The following is a 21,282-nucleotide window of genomic DNA, read 5'->3' as shown; positions in this document are numbered from 1 at the left end:
CTACTCCCGCAGCCGCGCGCCGTGCCGCTCGGTCGCGACGCGGAGGCCCGCGAGCTTCGCCTCGCTCGCCTCGGCCGCCGTGAGCGTGCGATCGGGCGCACGGAAGCGGAGCGCGAACGTGAGCGACTTCTCGCAGTCGCCGAGGCCGGTGCCGCGGTAGTCGTCGACGAGCGCGATGTGCTCGAGCAGCGCTCCCGCGCCGTCGCGGACGGCGTGCTGCACGTCGCCTGCCGGCACCGCGACGGGCACGACGACCGAGAGGTCCTGCGTCGCGGCGGGCACCGGTGCGATCACCCGGGTGTCGAGCCGCACGCGCGCGCGCTCGATGAGCGCGTCGAGGTCGAGCTCGGCGACCGCGACGCCGCGCGGCAGGTCGGCGTCCGCCGCGACCTGCGGCAGCAGCTCGCCCGCGACGCCCACGACCGTCTCGCCGAGCAGCAGCTCGGCGGTGCGGCCGGGGTGCAGCCACGACCGCTCGGCCTGCCGAAGCTCGAGCTCGAGCCCGACGGTGCGAGCGATGCGCTCGGCCGCCTCGATCGCGTCGGCGAGGCCGAAGCGCTCGGCGGCGCGACCGGGCTGCTTGCGCACCCGCTCCCCCACGAGCAGCACCGCGGCGTGCAGCGGCTGCTCGGGCAGGCGGTCGAGATCGGCGAGCACGTCGTCGGCGGGCCGCGACTCGGCGCCCGGCAGCTCGTCGGTGCCCTGCCCGTCGACGGCGCGGAAGACACGGCCGAGCTCGAAGAGCGCGAGGTCGGTGAGCCCACGGCCGAGGTTGCGGTGCGCGGTGTCGACGAGGCCCGGCACGAGCGCGGTGCGCAGGCACGGGCGCTCGCCGTCGAGCGGGTTCTCGAGCCGCACGGGCGCGTGCCCGGTCAGCCGCGCCTGGCGCTCGGTGACGAACGGCGCGACGAGCACCTCGGTGTGGCCGCTCGCGGCGAGCGCGTCGGCGACCTTGCGGCGCAGCCGCTGCGCGCGCGAGTAGCCGCGCCCCGGCGGAGCGACCGGCAGCACCGAGGGGATGCGGTCGAAGCCGACGATGCGGGCGATCTCCTCGACGAGGCCCTCGCGATCGGTCAGGTCGCGACGCCACGTCGGCGGGGTGACCGTCCACGCGACCGGGCCCTCGTCGATCGTCGCGCCCACGCTCTCGAGCGCGGCGCGCGCCTCGTCGTCGGCGTAGTCGCCGCCGAGCAGCGCGCTCCAGTAGCCGACCGGGATCGAGATCGGCTGCATCGCGGCGACCTCGCCGACCTCGGTGCCGAGCTCGTCGAGCGTGCCGCCCGCGAGCTCGACGAGCAGCTGGGCGACGCGCGCCGCCGCGGCGTCGGCGACGGCGGGGTCGACGCCCCGCTCGTAGCGCTTCGACGCCTCCGAGAAGAGCTTGTGCCGGCGGGCGGTGCGGCTGATCGAGACGGGGTCGAACGTCGCGGCCTCGATGAGCACGTCGGTCGTCGACGCATCCATCTCGGTCTCCGCGCCGCCCATGACGCCCGCGAGGCCGATCGCGCCGCGGTCGTCGGTGATGAGCAGGTCCTCGGGGTCGAGCTTCCGCTCGACGTCGTCGAGGGTGACGAGCGTCTCCCCCGACTCAGCGCGGCGCACGACGATGCCGCCGCGCAGCTTCGCGAGGTCGTAGCCGTGGATCGGCTGGCCGAGCTCGAGCATGACGTAGTTCGTGATGTCGACGGGCAGCGAGATCGAGCGGATGCCCGCGAGCCGCAGCCGCGAGGCGAGCCACGCGGGGCTCGGGCGCGACGGGTCGATGCCGCGCACGACCCGCACGACGAAGCGCGAGCAGCCGGCGCGGCCGCGGATGGGCGCGTCGTCGTCGAGCGAGACGGAGAAGCCGGATGCCTTCGGCCCGGCGTCGCGGGCGCGCGCGGTCTCGGCGGGGTCGGTGAACGCCTGGCCGGTCGCGGCGGCGACCTCGCGCGCGATGCCGCGCAGCGAGAGCGCGTAGCCGCGGTCGGGCGTGACGTTGATCTCGACCGCCTGGTCGTCCAGGCCGAGGATCGCCAGCGCATCCGCCCCGACCTCGCCCTCGATGCCGAGCTGATCGAGGCGCATGATGCCGTCGTGGTCGTCGCCGAGCCCGAGCTCGCGCTCGGAGGCGATCATGCCGTCGGAGACGTGGCCGTAGGTCTTGCGCGCGGCGATCTCGAAGCCGCCCGGCAGCGCCGAGCCCGGCAGGGTCACGACGACCCGGTCGCCCTCGACGAAGTTGAGCGCGCCGCAGACGATGCCGCGCACGCCGCCGTGCGCCTCGCCGACGTCGACCTGGCACCAGCGGATGGTCTTGCCGTTCTTCTGCGGCTCCTCCTCGATCGAGAGCACGCGGCCGACGACGATCGGGCCGCGCAGCTCGCCGCCGTGCACCGCCTCCTCCTCGAAGCCGACGCGCACGAGCGTCGCGTGCAGCCACTCGGCAGCGCCCTCGGCGGGCAGCTCGACGTGCTCCGCGAGCCATGACAGCGGAATCCGCATCAGATCACCATCCCGAACTGCTCGGTGAAGCGCACGTCGCCCTCGATCATGTCGCGCATGTCGTCGAGCTGGTACCGGAACTGGAGGGTGCGCTCGACGCCCATGCCGAACGCGAAGCCCGAGTAGACCTCCGGGTCGACGCCCGTCGCGCGCAGCACGTTGGGGTTGACCATGCCGCAGCCGCCCCACTCGACCCAGCGCGGTCCGCCGCGCATGCCGGGGTGCCAGACGTCCATCTCGGCGCTCGGCTCGGTGAAGGGGAAGTAGTTGGGGCGCAGGCGGATCTTCGCCTCCTCGCCGAACATGATGCGGGCGAGGTGCTCGAGCGTGCCGCGGAGGTGGGCCATCGTGAGGCCCTTGTCGATCGCGAGCCCCTCCATCTGCGTGAAGACCGGCAGGTGGGTCGCGTCGATGTCGTCGGTGCGGTAGACCCGGCCCGGCGCGACGATGTAGATCGGCAGCTCGCGCGTCAGCATCGAGCGCGCCTGCACGGGGCTCGTCTGCGTGCGCAGCACGAGGTGCCGCTCGGCGGGCGCGACGTAGAAGGTGTCGGACTCGCCGCGCGCGGGGTGGTCGGGGTCGACGTTGAGGGCGTCGAAGTTGTACCACTCGTGCTCGAGCTCGGGGCCCTCCGCGACCTCCCAGCCCATTCCGACGAAGACATCCGTCATCTCGTCCGCGAGCATCGAGAGCGGGTGCCGGCCGCCCGGCGCGCGCAGGCGCGGGAGCGCGGTGACGTCGACGCGCTCGGCCTCGAGCTGCGCGGCCTCCTCGGCCGCGGCGAGCTCGCCCTGGCGCGCGGCGATCGCCTCGGCGACGCGGGCGCGGCCGGCGCCGATCGTCTGGCCTGCGGCCTTGCGCTCCTCCGGCGCGATGTCGCGGAGGGATGCGTTGAGGCCGGCGAGCTCGGAGCCCTGCCCGTTGTGGGCGGACTTCGCGGCCTGCAGCTCGGCCGTCGTCGAGGCGGCGTCGATCGCGGCGAGCGCGGCCTGCACGGCCGCGTCGACGCGCGCGCTCAGTTCAGGGGATGCGTCGGGTTGGGGCACCGGACGATCCTACCGGCGCGCTCGGGGCGCGCCGGGCCGCGCTCTAGCCCTGCCCGCCGATACCCGCTCCGGGAAGCCGCGTGATCTCGGCCTGCGGATCCTTGACCTCGCGCATCGCCTGCGTCGAGAGCGGGATCGCCTCGGTCTTCGAGCCGTCGAGGTTGGGACCGCCGCGGCGCGGCTGCGCCATCCGTCGCGCGAGCACGCGGACGAGCCACGAGAGCGTGATGTTGATCGCGAGGAAGATCGCGAGCATGACGAAGAACATCGAGAGCGCGTACGGGCCGCCCTGGCGGTCGTAGAAGTCGACGAGCTGCCGTCCGATGCGGATGATCTCGGGCGAGCCGACGATGTAGCCGAGCGAGGTGTCCTTCAGCAGCACGATGAGCTGCGCGAGGATGATCGGCAGCATGATGCGGAAGGCCTGCGGCAGCTCGATCTCGAGCGTCGTGCGCAGCGGCGTGAGGCCGATCGCCAGGCCGCTCTCCCGCTGCCCCTTCGGGAGCGACTTCATGCCGGCGCGGAGCGCCTCGCCGATGATCGCCCCGTTGTATACGACGAGCGCCCACACGACGGCCCAGTAGGCGCCGGTCGAGAAGACGATGAGGATGAAGAGCATCATCAGCAGCACGGGCATGCCGCGGAAGAACTCGAGCACGATCGTGACCGGCACCCGCACCCACTTCGAGGGCGCGCTGCGCAGGATCGAGAAGACGACACCCAGGATGAGCGCGCCGACTGCGGCGATCGCGGCGATCGTGAGGGTCGTGCGGAGGCCGACCATGAGGCCGCGCGCACCGAACCACAGGTCGGGCGACTGGAAGATGTCCCAGCGGTCCTGGTAGAAGGCGCCGCCGAGCCAGAGCTGGTAGGCGGCGAGCGCCAGTGCCGCGACCGCGACTACGGCGAAGACGATCGAGAGGATGCGCGAGCGCCGGATGGCGTTCGGCCCCGGGGCGTCGAAGAGGACGGAGCCGCTCATCGCTGCACGCTCCACTTGCGCTCGAGGTGGTCGACCAGCTGGCCGAGCGGCACCGTGAGGATCAGGTAGCTGAGGGCGATGCCGAGGAAGATCTGCAGCGCCTGGTCGCCGTACGTGTTCGAGAGGCGGTGCGCGACCGAGACGAGCACGAAGACGAAGAAGCCCATCGCGACGGACGAGTTCTTGATGAGGGCGATCACGACGTTGATGAGCGGCGGCAGCACGCTGCGGAACGCTTGCGGCAGCACGACGAGGCCCATCGTCTGGCTGAAGGTGAGGCCGATCGAGCGCGAGGCCTCGGCCTGGCCGATCGGCACCGAGTTGATGCCCGAGCGCACCGCTTCGGCGAAGAACGCGCTCGTGTAGTACGTCAGCGCGATGATCGCGCCGAGCTGGAAGTCGAGGATGATGCCGAGCTTCGGGAGCACGAAGGCCGTGAAGAAGAACACGAGCGTGAGCGGCGTGTTCCGCGCGACCTCCGTCCACACCGTCGCGACCACGCGCAGCGCCGCGACGGGCGAGACGCGCATGCCGGCGAGCAGGATGCCGATCGGCAGCCCGAACAGCGTGGTGGCGCCGGTGAGCAGCAGGGTCATCCACATGCCCTGCAGCCACAGCGGCCAGTTCTCGAGTAGTGCTTGCATCAGTCCCTCATCCGATCGCCGGGTGCGGGAGGAGGACCTCCCGCACCCGGCGCCGTGGATCGATCAGTAGCGGTCGACTGCCGGGAACTCGGGCGTGGGCAGGACTGCACCAGCCGTCTGCTCCCACAGCGAGTCCATCGTGCCGTCGGCCTGGGCCTCCTCGAGGACGTCGTTGATCCAGTCGCGGAACGCGTCGTCGCCCTTGGTGAGGCCGATGCCGTAGGGCTCGGACGTGAAGGTCTCGCCCTCGTTCACGAGCTCGAACTCACCCGCGTTCTGGTCGACGAAGCCCGCGAGGATGACGTTGTCGGTCGTCACCGCGACGACCTGGCCGTTGCGGAGCGGGTCGAGGCAGTTCGAGTAGGTGTCGGTCGCCTGCAGATTGGCGCCGTACTCGTCGACGATGCGGGCCGCGGGCGTCGAGCCCTCGACCGAGCAGACCGACAGGCCCGCGACGTCGTCGGGGCCCGTGATGCCCTCGGGGTTGCCCGCCTGCACCATGAGCGCCTGGCCGGCCTCGTAGTACGGCCCGGCGAAGTCGACCTTCTCCTTGCGCGCGTCGTTGATCGTGTAGGTCGCGACGACGAGGTCGACGGTGCCGTTCTCGATGAACGTCTCGCGGTTGGCGGAGACCGTCTCCTCCCACTGGATGTCCTCGAACGCGATGCCGAGCTCGGCTGCGATGAGCGAGCCGACCGCGACGTCGAAGCCCTCGGGAGCACCGTCGGGGCCGACGAGGCCGAACAGCGGCTGGTCGAACTTCGTGCCGATCGTGATCGTGCCGGCCTCGGCGAACTCGGCCATGGTCGTGCCCGCCTCGAACTCGGGCGACTCCGCGACCTCGAGGCCGTAGGGGTGGTCGCTCGAGGTGGCCGAGCCCGTGTCGGTCGGCTCCTCCGGCGCCTCGGACGAGGTCGTGCCGGCGGGGCCGCCGCACGCGGTGAGCGCGAGGACCGCGAACGCGGCCACGCCGAGCGTGAGCTTGCTGCGCATGGTGCTTCTCCTTCTTCGGGTTCTGGGACTTGCGGGTCAGTGCGTGAGGATCTTCGAGAGGAAGTCCTTCGCGCGCGCCGACTGGGGGTTCGAGAAGAACGACTCGGGCGTCGAGTCCTCGACGACCTTCCCGTCGGCCATGAAGAGCACGCGATCGGCGGCCTTGCGGGCGAAGCCCATCTCGTGCGTGACCGTGATCATCGTCATGCCGCCGTGGGCGAGCTCGACCATGACGTCGAGCACCTCGTTGATCATCTCGGGGTCGAGCGCGCTCGTGGGCTCGTCGAAGAGCATGAGCTTGGGCTCCATCGCGAGCGATCGGGCGATCGCGACGCGCTGCTGCTGGCCGCCCGAGAGCTGGGCGGGCATCTTGTGCGCCTGGTTGGCGATGCCGACGCGCTCGAGCAGGTGCATCGCGCGCTCCTCGGCGTCCTTGCGCTTCAGGCCGCGCACCTTGATGGGGCCGAGCGTGACGTTCTCGAGGATCGACTTGTGCGAGAAGAGGTTGAACGACTGGAACACCATGCCGACGTCGGCGCGCAGCTGCGCGAGCGCCTTGCCCTCGGAGGGCAGCGGCACGCCGTCGATGCGGATCTCGCCGGAGTCGATCGTCTCGAGCCGGTTGATCGCGCGGCAGAAGGTCGACTTGCCGGAGCCCGAGGGGCCGATGACGACGACGACCTGGCCCTTGGGGATGGAGACGTCGATGTCGTTCAGGACGTGGAGGTCGCCGTAGTGCTTGTTGACGTGGTCGAGCTCGACGAGGGGCTGCATGCGCTCATCAAAGCACGGCGCGCGACGTCGATCGGTCCGGCGGCGCCGGATCGCAATGGAATGGTTACACGCCGCGCTGGGCGAAGGCGCTCTGGTAGAGGCACACCGAGGCCGCGGTCGCGAGGTTGAGCGACTCCGCGCGGCCGTAGATCGGCAGCCGGGCGGCGCGATCGGCGAGCGCGAGCGTCGCCTCGTCGAGGCCGCGCGCCTCGTTGCCGAACAGCCACGCGGTCGGGCCCGACAGCATCCCCTCGCCCCGAAGCGCGACGAGGTCGTCGCCCGAGACGTCGGCGGCGAGCACCGTGAGACCCGCGGCCTGCGCGGCTGCGACGGCATCCTCAGTCGATGCGCCGACCGAGACGTCGAGGTGGAAGAGCGAGCCGGTCGTCGAGCGCACGACCTTGGGCGAGAAGGGGTCGACGGAGTTCGCCGTGACGACGACGGCGGATGCGCCTGCGGCGTCGGCGGCGCGGAGGATCGTGCCGAGGTTGCCGGGGTCCCGCACCTCGTGGAGGATCGCGACGAGCGGGTGCTCCCCGGCCGCGGCTCGCTCGATCGCGGCCTCGAGGGAGACGGGCGACTGCTTCGCGACCGCGACGATGCCCTGCGGCCGCACGGTGTCGGTCATCGCCTTGAGCGCGCGGTCGGAGACCGCGGTGAGCTGCCGCGCGTCGACGCGGTCGAGCAGCTCGGCGTGGCGCTCGCGCGCCGCATCGGTCGCGAAGACCTCGACGAGCGACGCCGGCGCGAAGCGCAGCGCCTCGTCGAGCGCGGCCGGTCCCTCCAACAGGAACAGCCCGGTCTCGGACCGGGCTGTTCGCTGCTGGAGCTTGGCAGCCGCTCGCACGCGAGGCGCGCGGGGGCTGTCGAGCACGTCAGGCCGCGTTCTGCGGAGCCGACGTGTCGGCGGGCAGGGCGGCCTTGGCCGACTCGACGAGCGCGGCGAAGGTCGCCGGCTCGTTGACCGCGAGCTCGGCGAGCATGCGGCGGTCGACCTCGATGCCCGCGAGGCCGAGGCCCTGGATGAGGCGGTTGTACGTCAGGCCGTTCGCGCGCGACGCGGCGTTGATGCGCTGGATCCACAGGCGGCGGAAGTCGCCCTTCTTCGCCTTGCGGTCGCGGAACGCGTAGACGTGCGAGTGGAGCAGCTGCTCCTTGGCCTTGCGGTACAGCCGCGAGCGCTGCCCGCGGTAGCCCTCGGCCTGCTCGAGGATGACGCGGCGCTTCTTGGCGGCGTTGACGGCCCTCTTGACACGTGCCATGAGTGGTTCTCTCTCTTCGTCTCTACTTCGTCGCGCGCGTCAGCGGGCGAGCAGCTTCTTGATGGTCTTGGCGTCGGCGGGCGCGAGCACCTTGTCCTTGTTGAGGCGGCGCGTCTGGACCGACGACTTGACCTCGAGGTTGTGGCGCATGCCGGCCTGCTGCTTGCGGATCTTGCCGGTCCCCGTCACCTTGAAGCGCTTCTTGGCACCGGAGTGCGTCTTCTGCTTGGGCATTCTTCTCTCCTACTCGGATGCTGGCTTGTCCGCGGGCTTGCCTGCGGGCTTGGCCTTGGGTGCCGCGGGCTTGGCCGCCGAGGGCGCCGCGGGCTTGGCCCCGGGCTTCGGGGCCGCGGGCGTCGCAGCGGGCTTGGGCGCTGCGGCTGCAGCGGGGGTACCTGCCGCGGGTGCGGCAGCGGGCTTCGGCATCGACGCCGGGCGCGGCGCGTTCGCCGGCGTGGGCGCGATGGTGCGGGGCGCCTGGCGGGGCCGCGAGTCGCTCGAGCGCTCGGAGCTGCGCTCCGACGACGGGCGCGACGGGCGGTCGTTCGAGGGCCGGTCGCTCGACGGGCGCGAGGAGCGGTCGGGGCGCGAGGAGCGGTCCGACTCGGTGCGCGGCACGCGCATCGGCTCGCCGCTCGGCGGCGCGGGCGTGCGCGCCGGCGCGGGGCGCGGCGCGGGGCGCGAGGCCTCGAGCTCGGCCTGGCGGGCGGCCTTGCGCTCCGACTCCTGGCGACGCTTCTCCTGCGCGGCCTTGCGCTGCTCGGAGCGCGCGGCGTTCTGCTCGGTCTTCGCGTCGGCCTTCGAGCGCAGCGGGCCCACGACCATCGTCATGTTGCGGCCGTCGAGCGTCGGCGACGACTCGACGACGCCGTACTCGCGGATGTCCTCGGCGAAGCGCTGCAGCAGCTTGGCGCCCATCTCCGGGCGCGACTGCTCGCGACCGCGGAAGAGGATCATGGCCTTGACCTTGTCGCCGCCCTCGAGGAACCCCTGCGCGCGCTTGCGCTTCGTCTCGTAGTCGTGCTCGTCGATCTTGAGGCGGAACCGGACCTCCTTGAGGACCGTGTTCGCCTGGTTGCGACGAGCATCCTTCGCCTTCTGCGCCTGCTCGTACTTGAACTTGCCGTAGTCCATGATCTTGACCACGGGCGGCCGCGCTGCGGGAGCGACCTCGACGAGGTCGAGCTCTGCCTCGCGGGCGAGGCGAAGGGCATCCTCGACCCTCACGACGCCGACCTGCTCGCCGGCGGGGCCGACCAGTCGGACTTCTGGGACGCGGATGCGCTCGTTGATGCGGGGATCGCTGATCGCGGGCTCCTTCTCGTTGCTGCTGTGTGCTGGTGCACGGCGAACGAGGAGCCGACTACGCGCGATGTGCCGCGTGGCTCAGCACGAGCCGCTGCGCATCGAGTGACGCGCGCCGCCGTGCCGCTGACCCGTTAGCCTTGAACGGCTGCGGGTGGGATTGCTCCTCTTTCACCTCCGGGCGAGAGCCCGAAACCTGCAGAACTCTACCAGAGACCAGCCTTCAGGAGAAGAGCGCGATGACCGACGCGATCGAGCACGACCACGACGACGACAGCCTCGCCGAGGTGCGCGACATCGCCGACGTCCCGGCGGTGGAGCTCATCAACACCGTCGCCATCCACCTGCTGAGCGCCGCGGCGGTCAAGGTCGGCCTCGCCGACGACCCCGAGCAGCAGATCGACCTCGACGAGGCGCGGAAGCTCATCAACGCGCTCGCGGGCCTCGTCACGGCCGCCGCGCCGGAGGTCGGGAGCGTGCACGCTGCGCCGCTGCGCGACGGGCTGCGCTCGGTGCAGCTCGCGTTCCGCGAGGCGAGCGCGATCCCCGACGCGCCCGGCAAGGGCCCCGGAGAGAAGTACACCGGCTCGGTCGTCTAGCGACTCGCCTCAGCGCCGCTCGGCTCGGGTGACGGCCGCGAGCGGCGGCGCCGAGAGCGGCAGCCGCGAGGCTCCGCCGTCCCAGCGGTGCACGCGCAGCGCGAGGCTCTCGACGCGCGCGCGCAGCACCTCGGCCTCGCCGAGCGCGCGCGCCGCGCGACCCACCTGCTCGGCGGCATCCGGCGAGCCGTCGACGAGCGCGTGCACCTCGAGATCGGCGCCCGCGAGCCGGCAGAGCGGATCTCCGGTCGCGAGCACGACGCCCTGCACCGCAGGCTGCGCGAAGAGCGCGTCGAGGACGGCCTCGTGCACGTGCGGGTCCTCCGCGCCCCACGACCACGGCGCATCCGCGAGCATCGCCTCGAGCATCGTGCGGCCGAGCACGAACTCGCTCGCCGAGCCCGGGTCGAGCACGATGCGGGCCGGCCCGTCGAGCGCGGCCGCCGCGGCGCGCTGCACGCTCGAGGGCACCGGCCGCGCGGCCGCGTTCCACGCCTGCATCGCCTGCACGTGCGAGAACATCGGCAGGATCGGCGCGCCGTCCGGGCCCTGCACCGTCACGATCGAGAGCTCCTGCGTCTTGTCGATCGTGCGACCGCGCTCGTCGACGCCGGTCTCCCCCGCCGCCGCGAGCAGCGGCACGAGCACCCGCTCGCCGCGCAGCGCCTCGACGACCGCGCCGCGGCCCGCGCCGCGCTCGGCGAGCGCGCGCACCGCCTCAAGGTAGCCGACCGGAGCCGAGCCGTCGTCGCCCGCGTACGTCGAGTCGTGGTGGTGGAACGAGCGCCCCGCCCAGGGCCGGCCGGCCGAGTCGGCGTCGCGGCCGGGCGTCGGGCCCGGCATCGCCTACTGCCCCGCGACGTCGAGCGCTGCGGCGAGCGTGAACGCGCCGGCGTAGAGCGCCTTGCCGACGATCGCGCCCTCGACGCCGTGCGGCACGAGCTCGCGCAGCGCCGCGATGTCGTCGAGGCTCGCGACGCCGCCCGAGGCGACGATCGGCTTCTGCGTGCGCTCGCCGACCTGCCGCAGCAGCTCGAGGTTCGGCCCCTTGAGCGTGCCGTCCTTCGTGACGTCGGTCACGACGTAGCGGCTGCAGCCGGCGGCCTCGAGCCGGTCGAGCACGTGCCACAGGTCGCCGCCGTCCTTGGTCCAGCCGCGCGCGGCGAGCGTCGTGCCGCGCACGTCGAGCCCGACGGCGATCTGGTCGCCGTACTCGGCGATGACGGATGCGGTCCACTCGGGGTTCTCGAGCGCCGCGGTGCCGAGGTTGATGCGCTTGACGCCGGTCGCGAGAGCGGCCTCGAGCGAGGCTTCGTCGCGGATGCCGCCCGAGAGCTCGACGTTGACGCGGCCCTTCGCGGCCTTGATGACCTTGCGGATCACGGCGCGGTTGTCGCCGCGACCGAACGCCGCGTCGAGGTCGACGAGGTGCAGCCACTCCGCACCCTGCCGGATCCAGTCCTCCGCGGCGTCGACGGGGCTCCCGAACGAGGTCTCGGTGCCCGCCTTGCCCTGCGTGAGCCGCACCGCCTTGCCGCCGGCGACATCGATCGCGGGCAGCAGCTGCAGCTTGGGCGACTGGTTGAAGTCGGTCATGGGATGCGTTGCCTTCCGGACGGTGGCCACGGCGCGGTCGCGCGCGCGGCCGGGATGGGTCAGAGCCCGCGGACCCAGTTCTCGAGCAGGCGCACGCCCGCCTCGCCCGACTTCTCGGGGTGGAACTGCGTCGCCGCGAGCGGGCCGTTCTCGACGGCGGCGATGAACCGCTCGCCGTGCTCGGCCCACGTAACGGCGGGCTGGCGCATGCGCGGGTCGGGGTCGAGGCCCCACTCGGTCACGCCGTAGGAGTGGACGAAGTAGAAGCGCTCGTCGGCGAGGCCCGCGAAGAGCTGCGAGTGCTCCGGCGCCTCGACCTGCGCCCAGCCCATGTGTGGCAGCACGTCCGCCTGCAGGCGGCGCACCGTGCCGGGCCACTCGTCGAGCCCGCGCGTGTCGCCGCCGCCCTCCTCGCCCGAGGAGAAGAGCACCTGCATGCCGACGCAGATGCCGAGCACGGGCCGGCTGCCCGCGAGCCGCCGGCCGATGAGCTCGCCGCCGTGGATCGCCTGGATGCCCTCCATGCACGCGGCCATCGAGCCGACGCCGGGCACGACGAGGCCGTCGGCCTCCATGATCGCGGTGCGGTCGGCCGTCAGGCACACGTCGGCGCCGGCCGCCTCGAGCGCCTTCGCGGCCGAGTGGACGTTGCCGAGCCCGTAGTCGAGCAGCGCGACGCGCTTGCGCTGGGCGGTCACAGGGCACCCTTCGTCGACGGCACACCGGTCACGCGCGGGTCGGGCTCGACCGCGACGCGCATCGCGCGCGCGAAGGCCTTGAACTCCGCCTCGGCGATGTGGTGCGGGTCACGGCCCGCGAGCACCTCGACGTGCGCGGTGAGGCGAGCGTTGAGCGCGATGGCCTCGAACGCGTGGCGCACGAGCGATCCCGTGAAGTGGCCGCCGATGCGGTGCAGCTCGAAGCCCGCGGGCTCGCCGGAGTGCACGAGGAACGGCCGGCCCGAGAGGTCGACGACCGCGCGGGCGAGCGCCTCGTCGAGCGGCACGGTCGCGTCGCCGTAGCGGCGCACGCCCCGCTTGTCGCCGAGCGCCTCGCCGAGCGCGAGGCCGAGCGCGATCGCGGTGTCCTCGACCGTGTGGTGCGCGTCGATCTCGGTGTCGCCGCTCGCCTCGACCGTCAGGTCGATGAGCGAGTGCTTCGAGAACGCCGTCAGCATGTGGTCGTAGAAGGGCACCGTCGTCGAGATCGAGGAGGCGCCCGTGCCGTCGAGGTCGACGCTCAGGCGGATGCTCGACTCGCTCGTCGTGCGCTCGATGGTTGCGGTGCGGGGCATCCCTCGATCCTACTCGGGCCGCAGCTCGGCCATCGCGGCGAGCAGCGCGCTCGTCTCGGCCCTCGTGCCGGCGGTGATGCGGAGCGTGCCGGGCAGCCCGACGTCGCGCACGAGGATGCCTCGATCGAGCAGCGCGCGGAAGGTCGCCTGCGGGTCGTCGACCCCTGCGACGAGCACGAAGTTCGCGTCCGAGGGGTACGGGCGGTAGCCGAGCCGGGAGAGCTCCTCGACCATGCGGTCGCGCTGCGCGCGGAGGTCGTCGACGCGCGAGAGCATGACGTCGCTGTGGCGCAGCGCCGCGACGGCCGCCGCTTGCGTGATGGCCGAGAGGTGGTACGGCAGCCGCACGAGCCGGAGGGCGTCGATGACCGCCGGGTGCGCGGCGAGGTAGCCGACGCGCATGCCGGCGAACGCGAACGCCTTGCTCATGGTGCGCGAGACGAGCAGCCGCGGGTGCCGATCGAGCAGGGTGAGGGCCGTCTGCTCGCGGTCGCGCGCGAACTCGGCGTAGGCCTCGTCGACGAGCACGATGCCGCGCGCCGCGTCGGCCGCCGCCTCGATCGTCTCGAGGTCGATCGCCGTCCCGGTCGGGTTGTTCGGCGAGCACAGGAAGACGACGTCGGGGTCGTGCTCGGCGATCGCTGCGCGGACGGTGTCGGGGCCGACGGTGAAGCCCTCGTCCCTCGGGACCGGCACCCACCGCATCCCCACGCCCTGCGCGAGCAGCGGGTACATCGAGTAGGTGGGCGTGAACGACAGCAGCGTGCGGCCGGGCCCGCCGAAGGCCTGCAGCACGTGCTGGAGCACCTCGTTCGAGCCGTTGCCCGCCCAGATCTGCTCGGGCGTCACGCCGTGGCCGAGGTAGTGCGCGAAGGAGCGGCGCAGCTCGTCGAACTCGCGGTCGGGGTAGCGGTTGGCGTCGGGCAGCGCGCGCGCGACCTCCTGCACGATGTCGAGCGCGACCTCCTCGGGCACCCGGTAGGCGTTCTCGTTGACGTTGAGCCGCACGGGCACCTCGAGCTGCGGTGCGCCGTAGGGCGTCAGCCCGCGCAGGTCGTCGCGGATCGGGAGGTCGTCGAGGCTCGTCACCGATCCAGCCTAGGACTTCGGCGGATGCCGTCGACCGCGCGCGGCGCGGTCGGCCGCGCCGCTCAGTCGGCGTACTGCGCGGGGATCGCGAGCCGCTCGCCGGGCTGGATCGCGCCCGCGATGCCGTTGAGCAGCTCGATCTCGGCGATGACGTCGCGCGGGTCGGCCTCGGGGGCGACGGCCTGGGCGATCTGCCACAGCGACTGGCCCGGCACGACGGTGATGTGGTCGAACTCGGCGGTCGCGGTCGACGAGGAGGCGACGGCGCCGGCGACGGCGTCGCCGACGAGGCCCGCGCCGGTGAGCGCGCCGACGGCGAGCACGGGCGCGGCGACGAGCAACGCGAGGGCGCGGCGGCCGCGAGCGGTCATGCGCAGGCGCGGCATCGGCGCGGCGCCGGCGACGGTGGTGGCGGTGGCGGTGGCGATGGCGGTCATGAGTGCCTCCTCTCGGTCCCAGTCCGAGGACTGGGATCCGCAGCCGGTGCTCGGCCGGGAGCACCGGCTGCGAATCTCTGTTTCGAATCTACTTTCGAACTGCCGCACGCGTCAACCCTGTCGCGGGACTTTCTCCACGACTCGCTCGAACGTGCGTTTGATCCGGGCGCCCTCTCGGATACGCTTTCGAACCACGAGGAGTCCATCAGGCACCACTGACACGCGGGGATCGGGGCACGGCATGACGAGGCAGCTCACCGAGAAGCAGCAGGCGATCCTGCAGGTCATCCAGCGCGCGGTGAAGCAGCGCGGCTATCCGCCGAGCTACCGCGAGATCGGCGACGCCGTGGGACTCTCGTCGCTCTCGAGTGTCACGCACCAGCTCGGCCAGCTCGAGCTCGCTGGGTGCATCCGGCGCGATCCCGCGCGGCCGCGCACGATCGAGGTCCTCGTCGACGACGAGATCGACGAGTCGGTCGGCTCGATCCAGCAGGCGGCGTTCGTGCCGCTCGTCGGCCGCATCGCCGCGGGCATCCCGATCACGGCCGAGGAGCAGGTCGACGACGTGTTCCCGCTGCCGAAGCAGCTCGTCGGCTCCGGCGACCTCTTCATGCTCCAGGTCGTCGGCGACTCCATGGTGGATGCGGCGATCTGCGACGGCGACTGGGTCGTCGTGCGCCAGCAGCGCGACGCGGTGAACGGCGACATCGTCGCGGCCATGCTCGACGGCGAGGCGACGGTCAAGGTCTTCAAGCAGCGCGACGGCCACACGTGGCTGCTGCCGCGCAACTCCGCGTTCGAGCCCATCCTCGGCGACGAGGCCGAGGTGCTCGGCCGCGTCGTCGCGGTGCTCCGCGCAGTCTAGCCGACCACGAACTCCGCGAGCTGCCCCGCCGCGGCCTCCGTCACCTTCGCCTCGACACGCGTGCCGTCGGCCTCGTAGTCCTCGCGGAGCACCTCGAAGCGGTCGTGCAGCATCGCGATGATGTCACCGCGGTCGAACGGCACGAGGAGCGAGACCGCGACCTCGGGCCGCGGCAGCAGCTCGGCGATGCGCTCGAGCAGCTCGTCGACGCCCTCGCCCGTGCGGGCGGAGGCGAAGACGGCGTCGGGCTGCAGCCCGCGCAGCACGAGCCGCTCGTCGTCGCTCACGAGGTCGGCCTTGTTGAACACGACGATCTCGGGGATCGAGCGCGCGCCCGTCTCCCCCAGCACGTCGCGCACGGTCGCGATCTGCGACGCCGGGTCCGGGTGGCTCGCGTCGACGACGTGCACGATGACGTCCGACTCCGCGACCTCCTCGAGCGTCGAGCGGAACGCCTCGACGAGCTGGTGGGGCAGGTCGCGCACGAAGCCGACCGTGTCGGCGATCGTGAACTCGCGCCCGTCGGGGGTCTGCGCTCGGCGCACGGTCGCGTCGAGCGTCGCGAACAGGGCGTTCTCGACGAGCACGCCCGCACCGGTGATCCGGTTGAGCAGGCTCGACTTGCCGGCGTTCGTGTAGCCGGCGATCGCGACGCCCGGCACCTCGTGGCGGTCGCGATTGGCGCGCTTCGCCTGGCGCGCGGGCGCGAAGCCCTTGATCTGCTTGCGGAGCCGCGCCATGCGCGAGTGGATGCGCCGCCGGTCGAGCTCGATCTTCGTCTCGCCGGGACCGCGCGAGCCCATGCCCGCGCCCTGCCCGCCGACCTGGCCACCGGCCTGGCGCGACATCGACTCGCCCCAGCCGCGCAGGCGCGGCAGCAGGTACTCGAGCTGCGCGAGCTCGACCTGCGCCTTGCCCTCGCGGCTCTTCGCGTGCTGGCTGAAGATGTCGAGGATGACGGCCGTGCGGTCGATGACCTTGACCTTCACGCGGTCCTCGAGCGCGCGCCGCTGGCTCGGCGAGAGCTCGCTGTCGGCGACGACCGTGTCGGCGCCGAGCTCCTTCACCATCGCGGCGAGCTCCTCGGCCTTGCCGCGGCCGACGTAGGTCGCCGGGTCGGGGTTCGGGCGGCGCTGGAGCACGCCGTCGAGCACGCGCGCGCCCGCGGTCTCGGCGAGCGCCGCGAGCTCGCGCAGCGAGTTCTCGGCGTCCTCCGCGCTGCCGCTGTAAACGCCGACGAGCACGACGTTCTCGAGCCGCAGCTGCCGGTACTCGACCTCGGTGACGTCCTCGAGCTCGGTGCGGAGGCCGTCGACGCGCCGGAGCGCCGCGCGCTCCTCGCGGTCGAGCTGGTCGCCGTCGAGGTCGCTCGGCGCGTCGTCGTCCTGCAGCGCCTGCGCGCGAGCGGCGAGCAGCTCGCCCTCGCCGGGCTCGGCCCACGCGAGGATGCGCTCCATCGCGCGCCCGCTGTCGGTGCCGTCCTGGGCTTCTGCCATGCGTTGCTTCCTTCTGTACTGTCGGATCCGTGTCGGACCACTACTTCTCGCCCGATCCTGCCGCGCCCGAGTCGGTCCGGACGCTCAGGGTGCCGATCGCGGGCCGCGAGCGGGAGATGGTGACCGCCGCCGGGGTGTTCTCCGGCGACCGCCTCGACGTCGGCACCGCGGTGCTGCTCGATGCCGTCCCCGCGCCGCCCGCGACGGGCGAGCTGCTCGACCTCGGCTGCGGCTGGGGGCCGATCGCCGCGTCGCTCGCGCTCCGCTCCCCCGATGCCCGCGTGTGGGCGGTCGACGTCAACGCCCGAGCGCTCTCGCTCGTGGAGCGGAATGCCGAGCTGCTCAGCCTATCGAACGTCGTCCCGTCAGCGCCAGAGCGAGTGCCGGCCGACATCCGCTTCGACGCCATCTGGTCGAACCCGCCGATCCGCATCGGCAAGCAGCAGCTGCACGAGCTGCTCGAGTCGTGGCTGCCGCGGCTCGCGCCGGGCGCGACCGCGTGGCTCGTGGTGCAGAAGCACCTCGGCGCCGACTCGCTGCTGCGCTGGCTGCAGGAGCGCTTCGACGGCTTCGACGTCGAGCGCGCGGCCTCCAGGAAGACGTATCGCATCATCGCCGTCACGGCGCCGGACTGAGCGCCTCTCCGCGGAAGACGATCTCGGCGGGCCCGGTGAGCCACGCGTGGCCGCGGGCGTCGACGTCGACCTCGAGCCGGCCGCCAGGCACGTCGACGATCCAGCGGTCCGCCGCCTCGCCCGACCAGTGGCGGGTCGCGAGCGCGGCGGCGACCGCGCCCGTGCCGCACGAGAGCGTCTCGCCGACGCCCCGCTCGTGCACGCGCATCCGGATGGATCCGATGCCGTCGGCGATCACGCCCGGGACGACGAACTCGACGTTCGCCCCGTGCTCCGCGACGGGGTCGAGCGAGGGGGCCCGGTGGAGGTCGAGCGCCTCGAGCTCGGCCTCGTCGGCGAGCGCGACGACGACGTGCGGGTTGCCGGTCGACACGTCGAGGCCGGGCCGGGCGACGTCGAGGCCGTCGGCGGCGACGAGCCGGGTGCCGCCGAGCGCGAAGGGCCCGAGGTCGACCGCGAGCAGGTCGCCGTGCCGCACGACGCGCTTGACGCCGGCGCGCGTGGCCACGTCGATCGAGCCGCCATCGGGGAGCTCGGCGAGCCCCTGCTCGAGCAGGAACCGCACGAACACGCGCACCCCGTTGCCGCACATCTCGCTCGCGCTGCCGTCGGCGTTCCAGTAGTCCATCGCCCACGTGCCCGCGGGGGCGTCGTCGAGCGCCGCGTCGCCCGCGCGACCGGCGGGCACAGCTCGGATCACGCCGTCGCCGCCGACGCCGAAGCGCCGATCGGCGAGCGCGCGCACCTCCCCCGGCAGCAGCGGCCGATCGCCGGTCGGGTCGGCGACGAGCACGAAGTCGTTCCCCGTGCCGTGGCCCTTGGCGAATCCGGTGGCGTGCATCGTCATCCCCCCAGGCTAGCGACCGCGCGCCGGGCGAGCTCGGCCGCGTCGGCAGGCGGCTCGGCCGGGTAGCGCTGGAACCACGACACCTGCCGTCGCGCGTAGCGCCGGGTGAGGGCCTGTGTGCGCTCGATCGCCTCCGCCTCCGTGATCCTGCCGTCGAGCTGATCGAGCGCCTGGCGGTAGCCGATCGCCTGCTGCGCCGTCGTGCCGCGCTCGATGCCCGCCTCGCGGAGCGCTCGCGCCTCGTCGACGATGCCGCGCCGCCACATGCCGAGCACGCGCTCGTCGAGCCGAGCGACGAGCTCGGCGCGGTCGACGCGCTCGTGCTGGATGATCGTGGGGCGCGCGAGCGAGCGCTCGTCGGGCAGGCCGACGCGGAACGGCTCGCCGGTGAGCGTGACCGCCTCGAGCGCGCGCACGAGCCGGCGCCCGTTGTGCGGCCCGATCGCGTCGGCGGCGGCCCGGTCGAGCGCGCGCAGCCGCGCGTGCATCGCGGCTGCGCCCGTCGCGTCGAGCTCCGCCTCGAGGCGGGCGCGGAGCTCGGCGTCGGTCGCGGGGAACTCGAAGGCGTAGAGCACGCTCGAGGCGTAGAGCCCGCTGCCGCCCACGAGGATCGGCACCGCGCCTCGCGCCTCGATGCCCGCGACGACGCGCGCCGCCTCGTCGCGGTAGGCGGCGACCGCGGCGTCCTGCCACGGCTCGAGCACGTCGAGCAGGTGGTGCGCGTGGCCGCGGCGCTCCTCGACGCTCGCCTTCGCCGTGCCGACGTCCATGCCGCGGTAGAGCTGCATCGCGTCGCAGTTGACGATCTCGGCGCGGGCGCCGAGCGCGACCACCGCATCGGCGATCGCGAGCGACCTCGCCGTCTTGCCGGTGCCGGTGGCGCCGACGACGGCGATGAGCGTCACGTGCCGATGCGCAGCGTCGGCAGCCCGAGCGAGACGGGCCGCCCGGCACCCGCTCCCGCGGCTGCGCCGCCGCCGACGGGCGCGGGCACGCCGCACGAGTCGGCCTGGCTGCGGTCCCACGCGTCGCCCGCGCGCGTGCGGCGCACGGCGATGGGGCCCTCGTCGGCGAGCAGGTGGAACGGCGCGGCGTGCGTCACGCGCACCGTCGCGATGTCGCCCGGGCGGGGCGACTCGGCGCCCGGCGCGAAGTGCACGAGCCGGTTGTCCTCGGCGCGGCCCGAAAGGCGATGCGTCTCCGCGTCCTTCTTGCCCTCCCCGACCGAGACGAGCACGTCGACCGTGCGGCCGACCTGCGCGCGGTTCTCCTCGAACGAGATGCGGTCCTGCAGCGCGACGAGCCGCTCGAAGCGCTCCTGCACGACCTCCTTCGGCACCTGGTCGGGCATCGTCGCCGCGGGCGTCCCCGGCCGGATGGAGTACTGGAACGTGAACGCCGAGGCGAACCGCGACGCCTCGACGACGCGCATGGTCTCCTCGAAGTCCTCGTCGGTCTCGCCCGGGAAGCCGACGATGATGTCGGTCGTGATCGCGGCGTGCGGGATGCGCTCGCGTACGCGGTCGAGGATGCCGAGGAAGCGCGCGGAGCGGTAGGAGCGCCGCATGGCGCGCAGCACCCGGTCGGAGCCGGACTGCAGCGGCATGTGCAGCTGCGGCATGACGGCCTCGGTCTCGGCCATCGCCTCGATGACGTCGTCGGTGAACGCGGCCGGGTGCGGGCTCGTGAAGCGGATGCGCTCGAGCCCGTCGATCTCGCCCGCCGCGCGCAGCAGCTTGCCGAACGCAAGCCGGTCGCCGAACTCCACGCCGTAGGAGTTGACGTTCTGGCCGAGCAGCGTCACCTCGAGGGCGCCGTCGTCGACGAGCGCCTGCACCTCGGCGAGGATCTCGCCCGGGCGCCGGTCGCGCTCCTTGCCGCGCAGCGACGGCACGATGCAGAAGGTGCACGTGTTGTTGCAGCCGACCGAGATCGACACCCAGCCGGCGTAGGTCGACTCGCGCTTGGTCGGGAGCGTCGAGGGGAAGACCTCGAGCGCCTCGAGGATCTCGACCTCGGCCTCGCCGTTGTGGCGGCTGCGTTCGAGCAGGGTCGGCAGCGAGCCGATGTTGTGGGTGCCGAAGACGACGTCGACCCACGGCGCGCGATCGACGATCGACGCGCGGTCCTTCTGCGCGAGGCAGCCGCCGACGGCGATCTGGAACCCGGGCCGCTCGCGCTTCGTCTTGGCGAGGTGCCCGAGGTGGCCGTAGAGCTTCTGGTCGGCGTTCTCGCGCACCGCGCACGTGTTGATGACGATGACGTCGGGGCGGCCGTCGACGGCCTCGGCGTAGCCGGCCTCCTCGAGCGAGCCGCGGAGGCGCTCGGAGTCGTGCACGTTCATCTGGCACCCGAAGGTCTTCACCTCGTAGGTGCGCAGCGCGGAGGTCGTGGGCATGCCCTCCAGCGTACCGAGCGGCGACCGCCCCGGAGCGTCAGTCCTGGGTTGCGGTGAGCGTGTAGCTGCTGCCGTTCGTGCCCTCGCCCGAGAGGTCCATCTGGCCGTTCTCGGCGGTGCCCGTCACGGTGAGGTCGAACTCACCCTCCTCGAGGCCCGTGATCGTGACCGTGAGGTCGGACGAGTCGCCCTCCCACACGTCCTGCGGGAAGTCGTACGTCTCGTCCGAGTCTCCCCACGTGGTGATGTCGACGGTGCCGTCGGCGTTGAGGGTGAAGCCGAACGGCGCGACGACGCCGTCGATGGCACCCGTCCACGACGTGTCGTCGAGGCTCTCCGCCGCCGAGCTGCCCGAGCCGTTGCCGGTGTCGGTGTCGGTGTCGTTGCCCGGCGCAGCGGGCGGCATCTGGATGCAGCCGGTGAGGGCGAGGAGGGAGGCGGCGGCGAGCGCCGGGACGGCGATGAGCTTGGTGGTCTTCATGCGCTCAATCTATCGCTTGGCCATGAGCCAGATCCTGAGCCTTGACCCGGAGCGA

Annotated in this window: 24 protein-coding genes; 3 read left to right on the top strand and 21 right to left on the bottom strand. The window is 72.8% G+C overall.

The window, feature by feature from the left end:
• The 10 genes from pheT to infC form a co-directional block, all read right to left on the bottom strand.
• Window positions 1-2,484 (bottom strand): phenylalanine--tRNA ligase subunit beta, encoded by a 2,484-nt coding sequence (gene pheT, locus JQT67_RS06685; RefSeq protein ID WP_208064016.1) that lies wholly within the window; start codon window positions 2,482-2,484, stop codon window positions 1-3.
• Complete coding sequence (pheS, locus tag JQT67_RS06680; RefSeq protein WP_208064015.1) at window positions 2,484-3,530, bottom strand: phenylalanine--tRNA ligase subunit alpha; 1,047 nt, start codon at window positions 3,528-3,530, stop codon at window positions 2,484-2,486. Before pheS ends, pheT begins: the two co-directional genes overlap by 1 nt.
• A gap of 43 nt (window positions 3,531-3,573) precedes the next feature.
• Window positions 3,574-4,512: an amino acid ABC transporter permease gene (locus JQT67_RS06675; protein WP_208064014.1), complete on the bottom strand. Its 939-nt coding sequence runs from the start codon at window positions 4,510-4,512 to the stop codon at window positions 3,574-3,576.
• Window positions 4,509-5,156 (bottom strand): amino acid ABC transporter permease, encoded by a 648-nt coding sequence (locus JQT67_RS06670; RefSeq protein WP_021011818.1) that lies wholly within the window; start codon window positions 5,154-5,156, stop codon window positions 4,509-4,511. Before JQT67_RS06670 ends, JQT67_RS06675 begins: the two co-directional genes overlap by 4 nt.
• Before the next feature lie 63 nt (window positions 5,157-5,219).
• Window positions 5,220-6,149 (bottom strand): glutamate ABC transporter substrate-binding protein, encoded by a 930-nt coding sequence (locus JQT67_RS06665; RefSeq protein ID WP_208064013.1) that lies wholly within the window; start codon window positions 6,147-6,149, stop codon window positions 5,220-5,222.
• A gap of 36 nt (window positions 6,150-6,185) precedes the next feature.
• Entirely contained in the window at window positions 6,186-6,923 is a 738-nt protein-coding gene (locus JQT67_RS06660; protein ID WP_208064012.1) for an amino acid ABC transporter ATP-binding protein, read from the bottom strand.
• Window positions 6,924-6,987: 64 nt separating this feature from the next.
• Window positions 6,988-7,797 (bottom strand): RNA methyltransferase, encoded by an 810-nt coding sequence (locus JQT67_RS06655; protein WP_208064011.1) that lies wholly within the window; start codon window positions 7,795-7,797, stop codon window positions 6,988-6,990.
• 1 nt (window position 7,798) lies between these two features.
• Window positions 7,799-8,185, bottom strand: a complete 387-nt coding sequence (rplT, locus tag JQT67_RS06650; RefSeq protein WP_021011814.1) for a 50S ribosomal protein L20 — start codon at window positions 8,183-8,185, stop codon at window positions 7,799-7,801.
• 39 nt (window positions 8,186-8,224) lie between these two features.
• Window positions 8,225-8,419, bottom strand: a complete 195-nt coding sequence (rpmI, locus tag JQT67_RS06645; RefSeq protein WP_021011813.1) for a 50S ribosomal protein L35 — start codon at window positions 8,417-8,419, stop codon at window positions 8,225-8,227.
• Window positions 8,420-8,428: 9 nt separating this feature from the next.
• Window positions 8,429-9,445: a translation initiation factor IF-3 gene (infC, locus tag JQT67_RS06640; protein WP_243755772.1), complete on the bottom strand. Its 1,017-nt coding sequence runs from the start codon at window positions 9,443-9,445 to the stop codon at window positions 8,429-8,431.
• A 284-nt stretch (window positions 9,446-9,729) separates the two neighbouring features.
• Here infC and JQT67_RS06635 point away from each other — a divergent pair, with 284 nt between their 5' ends.
• On the top strand, window positions 9,730-10,089 hold the full coding sequence (locus tag JQT67_RS06635) for a DUF1844 domain-containing protein (RefSeq protein ID WP_021011811.1): 360 nt from the start codon (window positions 9,730-9,732) through the stop codon (window positions 10,087-10,089).
• A gap of 9 nt (window positions 10,090-10,098) precedes the next feature.
• Here the strand turns inward: JQT67_RS06635 and JQT67_RS06630 are convergent, their stop codons facing one another.
• The 6 genes from JQT67_RS06630 to JQT67_RS06605 form a co-directional block, all read right to left on the bottom strand.
• Window positions 10,099-10,932 carry an SseB family protein gene (locus JQT67_RS06630; RefSeq protein WP_021065148.1) on the bottom strand — a complete coding sequence of 278 codons (834 nt, stop codon included), beginning with the start codon at window positions 10,930-10,932 and terminating at the stop codon, window positions 10,099-10,101.
• Window positions 10,933-10,935: 3 nt separating this feature from the next.
• A complete protein-coding gene (gene priA, locus JQT67_RS06625) occupies window positions 10,936-11,685 on the bottom strand; it encodes a bifunctional 1-(5-phosphoribosyl)-5-((5-phosphoribosylamino)methylideneamino)imidazole-4-carboxamide isomerase/phosphoribosylanthranilate isomerase PriA (protein ID WP_208064010.1) in 750 nt (249 codons plus the stop codon).
• 59 nt (window positions 11,686-11,744) lie between these two features.
• A complete protein-coding gene (gene hisH, locus JQT67_RS06620; protein ID WP_208064009.1) occupies window positions 11,745-12,383 on the bottom strand; it encodes an imidazole glycerol phosphate synthase subunit HisH in 639 nt (212 codons plus the stop codon).
• Entirely contained in the window at window positions 12,380-12,979 is a 600-nt protein-coding gene (gene hisB, locus JQT67_RS06615) for an imidazoleglycerol-phosphate dehydratase HisB (RefSeq protein ID WP_021065147.1), read from the bottom strand. The genes hisH and hisB overlap by 4 nt, the downstream gene beginning before the upstream one ends.
• A 9-nt stretch (window positions 12,980-12,988) precedes the next feature.
• The gene (locus JQT67_RS06610) at window positions 12,989-14,068 is read right to left on the bottom strand and encodes a histidinol-phosphate transaminase (protein WP_208064008.1); all 1,080 of its coding nucleotides are present in this window, start codon (window positions 14,066-14,068) and stop codon (window positions 12,989-12,991) included.
• A gap of 62 nt (window positions 14,069-14,130) precedes the next feature.
• Window positions 14,131-14,505: a LysM peptidoglycan-binding domain-containing protein gene (locus JQT67_RS06605; RefSeq protein WP_208064007.1), complete on the bottom strand. Its 375-nt coding sequence runs from the start codon at window positions 14,503-14,505 to the stop codon at window positions 14,131-14,133.
• A 241-nt stretch (window positions 14,506-14,746) separates the two neighbouring features.
• On the opposite strand from JQT67_RS06605, the gene lexA reads away from it, so the two are divergent.
• Complete coding sequence (gene lexA, locus JQT67_RS06600; RefSeq protein ID WP_021011806.1) at window positions 14,747-15,370, top strand: transcriptional repressor LexA; 624 nt, start codon at window positions 14,747-14,749, stop codon at window positions 15,368-15,370.
• Here lexA and hflX read toward each other — a convergent pair.
• Window positions 15,367-16,827 carry a GTPase HflX gene (gene hflX / locus JQT67_RS06595; protein WP_243755769.1) on the bottom strand — a complete coding sequence of 487 codons (1,461 nt, stop codon included), beginning with the start codon at window positions 16,825-16,827 and terminating at the stop codon, window positions 15,367-15,369. The two genes, lexA and hflX, sit on opposite strands and share 4 nt — an antisense overlap.
• Window positions 16,828-16,895: 68 nt before the next feature.
• Here hflX and JQT67_RS06590 point away from each other — a divergent pair, with 68 nt between their 5' ends.
• Window positions 16,896-17,501, top strand: a complete 606-nt coding sequence (locus tag JQT67_RS06590) for a class I SAM-dependent methyltransferase (RefSeq protein WP_021011804.1) — start codon at window positions 16,896-16,898, stop codon at window positions 17,499-17,501.
• Here the strand turns inward: JQT67_RS06590 and dapF are convergent.
• From dapF to JQT67_RS06570, 4 genes are read right to left on the bottom strand one after another with little or no spacing between them, the layout of a single operon-like run.
• Entirely contained in the window at window positions 17,485-18,342 is an 858-nt protein-coding gene (dapF, locus tag JQT67_RS06585; RefSeq protein ID WP_243755768.1) for a diaminopimelate epimerase, read from the bottom strand. The genes JQT67_RS06590 and dapF overlap by 17 nt on opposite strands.
• A 2-nt stretch (window positions 18,343-18,344) precedes the next feature.
• A complete protein-coding gene (gene miaA, locus JQT67_RS06580) occupies window positions 18,345-19,253 on the bottom strand; it encodes a tRNA (adenosine(37)-N6)-dimethylallyltransferase MiaA (RefSeq protein WP_208064004.1) in 909 nt (302 codons plus the stop codon).
• Complete coding sequence (gene miaB, locus JQT67_RS06575) at window positions 19,250-20,746, bottom strand: tRNA (N6-isopentenyl adenosine(37)-C2)-methylthiotransferase MiaB (RefSeq protein WP_208064003.1); 1,497 nt, start codon at window positions 20,744-20,746, stop codon at window positions 19,250-19,252. The genes miaA and miaB overlap by 4 nt, the downstream gene beginning before the upstream one ends.
• Window positions 20,747-20,783: 37 nt before the next feature.
• Window positions 20,784-21,227: a hypothetical protein gene (locus JQT67_RS06570; RefSeq protein WP_208064002.1), complete on the bottom strand. Its 444-nt coding sequence runs from the start codon at window positions 21,225-21,227 to the stop codon at window positions 20,784-20,786.
• Window positions 21,228-21,282 lie beyond the last annotated feature (55 nt).

The organism is Agrococcus sp. TF02-05 (assembly GCF_017565345.1).
Lineage (GTDB): Bacteria > Actinomycetota > Actinomycetes > Actinomycetales > Microbacteriaceae > Agrococcus > Agrococcus pavilionensis.
The sequence above is the reverse complement of the archived record's forward strand: the minus strand, read 5'-3'. Positions and strand labels throughout refer to the sequence as shown.